Genomic DNA, 5,139 nt, shown 5'->3' on the forward strand with positions numbered 1-5,139 from the left:
ACCATACGTAAAGACAGACGGAATAAGGATTTAATCATTAAGCAGCATTGGATGGCTGCGTCGGAGTAGGTTTGATTTCGCCCTTGTTTGCCTTTTGATGGCGCATACCATTGCGTAGCAGGATCAAACCAAATGGCAATATTTCCGCGACTCATGAGTGCTCGGTTATATGCGGGCCAATTGGTTGTGTGGTAGATTTTGTGTGTAGGCTTCTTCATTTGAAAATTATATCGCTGAAAAACCCTTTACAGATAGGTTTGTGCAACAAAACCTCTGAATTATCAAAGAGATCTAAAGCTCGATAATAGGTTGATGTTAAAATTGGTAAAATTTTACAAATTGCATCAACACTATATCGATCTTTATTGTTGTGGATAAAATCCACCATTATTTGTGTGGGCGGTCGAGCTCCGCTTGAGCGAAAAAAGCGACTGCTTTGCGTAGAATTTCATTGGCACTTTTTAATTCTTTAATTTCACGTTCCATTTGCTTCATTTTTTCTTGGTCAGATACCTGTTGTATTTTGACAGGATTCTATTGATCGAGATACTTTAAATACCAAACACGCAATGTTTCAGCAGTACAACCAATTTTGGTGCAATCGCTGAAACTGCAGCCCAATTCGATGGATAATATTTTTCGGATTCAATCACAAGTTGAATAGCTCTTTCTCTGATTTCAGGGGTATATTTTAAGTTTGTCATCGGAACACTCTCTCAAGAAAAGTTGGTCTCAGACAAACCCTGTATGGTTCATTTCGTATAAACTTAAAATTAGGCTTATATCTCTCCTTCTATCAATGATTCATCGGGTCAGTTGAAGATACGGTTGCTTCAAATAATTTCTTAAAATCATTACTTGACGGTGCCATGTATAGACCTAAACCAAACTCTGGTAAAATTGCAATTAAGTGATCAAATATATCTGATTGGATACTTTCATATTCATTCCATACTGTCGTATTCGTAAATGCATATATTTCTAGAGGTAAGCCTTCACTAGTCAATTCCATTTGGCGAACAATTAATGTTTGATTTTTACTAATTCCAATATGTTGCTTTAGATAAAACTCCACGTAAGCACGAAAAGTTCCTAAATTTGTTAATCTTCTCTGATTATATTTTGACTGATTAATCAATTGATGATTAAACTTTTCAAGTTCTTCACTTTTTAAATCTAAATAATGATCCAATAAAAGAAATTCTTTCAGCCTTTTTTGCTCATCTGCTGTCATAAAATGCACGGTACTCTGATCAATTAATAAGTAACGCTTAATTCGTCGTGCACCTGTATTTTGCATACCACGCCAGTTTTTAAAAGTGTCTGTAATTAATTTATTAGTTGGAATCGTTGTTAAAGTTTTATCCCAATTCTGAACAGTCACCGTATGTAGTGAAATATCAATAACATCTCCATCTGCATTTAAAGATGGCATTTCAATCCAATCCCCTACTCGAACCATATTATAGGATGCAATTTGAACTGAAGCGACCAAGGATAAAATCGTATTTTGAAAAACTAACATTAATACCGCAGCCATTGCCCCAAAACCGGCAAGCAACGTAAAAACATCTTTTTTTAAGAATGTTCCAATAACCATTAATCCACAAATAACAAAAACAACCAATTTTATTAATTGAAGATACCCTTTAATTGGTTTATCTTTTGAATGTGGATTTCTTTGATAAATGAAATTAAAAATATTTAAAAATTCTGCAATAGCCAAAGCAATGGTTAGAAAAATAAAAGCTTGTGCGCCCATCTGTATAAAACTTTCAGCTTTATCGGACAAATGTGGAACCGTCACAATACCATTCATAATAATAATAGCAGGAACAATATTCGAAATACGTCGAATCACGCTATATTGTGAAATAAAGTTGCTATTCTCACCTGAAATTTTAGAAACAAGTTTACGAATTCCTTTAACAACAAATTGTTTTGCAATAAAAGTTGCTATACCCGCTACTATAATTAGAATACTGAGTGATGTTAGCATCTCCAACCAAGGATATTGATCAGACCACTCTTGAAGACTTTGAATAAAGTTTAAATATTGCAAAATGTACTCTCTCTACGACTATACTTTCTATATTTCAATTGATAAGTTAAAAACTTATACAGTATAAATTTAGTTAAACATGAAATATTTAGGATATTAGGCATTATTAAAAATAACAACTAATGTTGAGATAAGTTGCCTTTTAACAGCTGTATTACATAAAGATTTTAAAATAATACTCTCCTAATTTAAGCAGAACTCAATTGACAACTTGGATATACGGACGACCTAATTCTGTAGATTTATTCAATATGGCTCTACCTAAATATCGGAGTAGATTTAACTTCGACCGTCTTCACATTGTGGTTATAACCACTATGGTATTTCGGAATCAAACTAGATAATAGAGGTCAATCTCACCGAAGGTAGCTTGCTCTAATGTGCAATAAACTAGCTTCTATGATTTTTTTAAATTTGATTCGAGACAAATATTAAAGTAATAGAAAATAACTTAGACCAGTATTTACACTTCAATATTGTACGAGGTATAGCGAGAGATCGGCTTGGTTATTGGATTTTACTCTTTCACTTTTTTATACAGTAAATATCACTCTCTAGTCATACAAATAATAACTTTTATTATCTATTGCAATCTATAACAAAATTATATATTTACTTACTAGACTAACTCATTATGATTTTAAATGTAAGCGTCCGCTGAACCCCATGCCTATTTTTTAATTCGGTTCAGGTTTCCAGCGGTGTGGTAGCAATTCTTCAATCTGAGTCACTTTATGTGTCGGCAATCTTTTCAGCACATCACTTAAATAGGCATACGGATCCAGCCCATTCAGCTTTGCTGACTGGATTAATGTCATAATATTGGCTGCTCGCTGACCGCTGCGCAGCGAACCTGCAAATAACCAGTTCTTACGTCCCAACGCCCAGGGGCGCATCTGGTTTTCCACCCAGTTATTGCAAATCGGTAGATTGCCATCATCCAGATAGCGGCTTAAAGCTGGCCAACGCTTCAGAGTGTAATTGATCGCCTTGGCGGTTGGAGAACTCGATGGCACAGTCAGTTGATGTTGGTTGAGCCATTCATACAGTTGTTGCATCACCGGTTGACTATGCTGTTGTCGGTATTCGCGGCGCTGTTCTGCTGTACCATCGGTCTTTTTCCTGAGTTCTGCTTCTATCGCATACAGTTTCTGAATCAGCACTAATGCCTGTTCAGCGATCTGACTTTTCCCGGTCACATGCAGTTCATGAAATTTACGACGTGCATGTGCCATGCAGCCCACCTCAATGACATCGCCTGATTTAAAGCGTGCTTTATAACCGCTGTAATCATCACAGACCAGATGGCCCTGCCAGCCATTCAGGAACTCTTCTGCATGCTGACCTGAACGACTATCCTGAAAGTCATAGATCACGGCTTGAACTGGATTGTACTGTGTAGTGGCATAGGCCCAGACATAACCTTTCTTCGGTTTTTTATCATTCTCACCCATCCGCATGATGGTGACTGGTGTTTCATCTGCATGCAGCACCCGCTGTTGCAGCACCACCTGTTTTAAGGCATTGGCCAGAGGTTCCAGTTCCACACCGCAGCGACCAATCCAGTCAGATAAAGTAGATCTGGACAGATCAATGCCCGCCCGCTGATAGATCAGGCGCTGACGGTACAGCGGCAAATGATCAGCGTATTTCGAGACCAGCACATGGCTGAGCAGTTCAGGTGAAGCAATGCCTTTATCAATCACATAGGCGGGCATCGCTTGCTGAGTCAGGGTGTCACACTGATCACAGACCCATTTGCCACGCACATGCTGTTCCTTATAGAACTGTGCCGGTCTGAAATGCAGTTTTTCACTGATATCTTCGCCGATACGACGGAGTTGGCAGCCACAAGCACATTGGGTTGATGTTGGTTCATGCTCAATACGAATGGTGTGTAGATGATCGGGCAGCAGTCGACGTTTAGGTTTATTTGCTTTGGCTTTGTGTGTCGCTGCATCGGTTTTATCTGCATTCAGCCGCTCCAGTTCCAGATCGACTGCTGTGATATCTTCTTCGACCGCCTCATCCCACAGATGGATTTGTTTTGCGGTGAGATGTTCGTTTTTACTACCGAATTTGTGCTGTTTAAACAGCGCCAGTTCATGCTCGTATTTTTGATTGAGAATAGAAAGATGTTGAACTTTGGCATCCAATTGCTGGTTTGATTTTTCTAATTCTTGATTTGATTGTGCCAGAGACTGATGCTGCATTGCCAACTGTCTGGTAAATTCCAGCAGTTGTTCATGGGTCAGTTGGCTTAAGTCTGGCAGCGTATTCATGACCGCAGTATGCCTGAGGTCATGACGCAGAGGAAATAGAACGTTTGGAGAATAGCAGAATGGACCAGCCTGGTTTAAAGCATCGTCACCACCTGCTGTCGTCCAATGCGCTGCCAGGGCAAACCCTGGATCAGTGCTTGTAACTGTTCCGGACTGATCGCCATGCTTTCACCCTGGTGAACCTGCGCCCAGTGGAATTTTCCCTGTTCCAGCCGCCGGGCACACAGCCAGATGCCCAGTCCATCATGTACCAGCACTTTCATGCGATGGCCACGTTTATTACAGAACAGGTAAGCACAATGCGGTTTAATGTAGCCAAAGGCTTTCATGATCTGCGCCATAGCCGTATCCATACCCGCACGCATGTCCATCGGCTGGGTAGAGAGCCAGATTTCATCGATACGGATCATTTGATCAAGCCCTGAAGTAAAAGCAGCAACTCCTTGGCCGATTCCACTGGCCATTCGATTTCGATCACCTGATCTCTTGCAGAACATTGTTTCTGATGCAGTGGAATTCTGATATGAGCGACAGTATTCTTCTCCGGAACAGATAGCGGAGGTGCGTCTTGTTTGGCTGGAGTCGGGTGAAGCATGACCGGAAGAAAGTCAGTCTGTGGACTAGATGGGGTTGTTAATGCAGGGGGTATTGATCTGGATTGACGAATCCATTTATGCAACAGATTGGCATTGATCTGATGTTGCATTGCGACCTTGGCCACTGATGTATCTGGCTGCTGGCATTGCTGAATAAGTTGATGTTTAAATTCAGCCGTGAAGGTTCGACGAGGCTTTT

5 protein-coding genes, 1 pseudogene and 1 other annotated feature are annotated in these 5,139 nt (G+C 40.1%); all 6 genes and pseudogenes read right to left on the reverse strand.

The annotated features are described in order from the left end of the window. Window positions 1–218 (reverse strand): transposase (locus AC5YDH_RS14765; RefSeq protein ID WP_496120578.1); only part of this gene is annotated, 218 nt, incomplete at its 3' end. A gap of 53 nt (window positions 219–271) precedes the next feature. Continuing rightward, window positions 272–704 (reverse strand): annotated as a pseudogene (locus AC5YDH_RS14770) (transposase); the annotation flags it as partial. Beyond that, window positions 314–430, reverse strand: a sequence feature (AL1L pseudoknot). Its footprint overlaps the pseudogene before it by 117 nt. 92 nt (window positions 705–796) lie before the next feature. Next, entirely contained in the window at window positions 797–2,062 is a 1,266-nt protein-coding gene (locus tag AC5YDH_RS14775) for a mechanosensitive ion channel family protein (RefSeq protein WP_496120579.1), read from the reverse strand. 677 nt (window positions 2,063–2,739) lie between these two features. Then, window positions 2,740–4,344 carry an IS66 family transposase gene (tnpC, locus tag AC5YDH_RS14780; protein ID WP_496118776.1) on the reverse strand — a complete coding sequence of 535 codons (1,605 nt, stop codon included), beginning with the start codon at window positions 4,342–4,344 and terminating at the stop codon, window positions 2,740–2,742. A gap of 74 nt (window positions 4,345–4,418) precedes the next feature. Beyond that, window positions 4,419–4,754 carry an IS66 family insertion sequence element accessory protein TnpB gene (gene tnpB / locus AC5YDH_RS14785; protein ID WP_496118774.1) on the reverse strand — a complete coding sequence of 112 codons (336 nt, stop codon included), beginning with the start codon at window positions 4,752–4,754 and terminating at the stop codon, window positions 4,419–4,421. Continuing rightward, window positions 4,751–5,139: IS66-like element accessory protein TnpA (gene tnpA, locus AC5YDH_RS14790; RefSeq protein WP_496119876.1), on the reverse strand; the 389-nt coding region annotated here is incomplete at its 5' end. The genes tnpA and tnpB, both read right to left, overlap by 4 nt.

It is taken from the genome of Acinetobacter sp. FY683 (assembly GCF_059515885.1).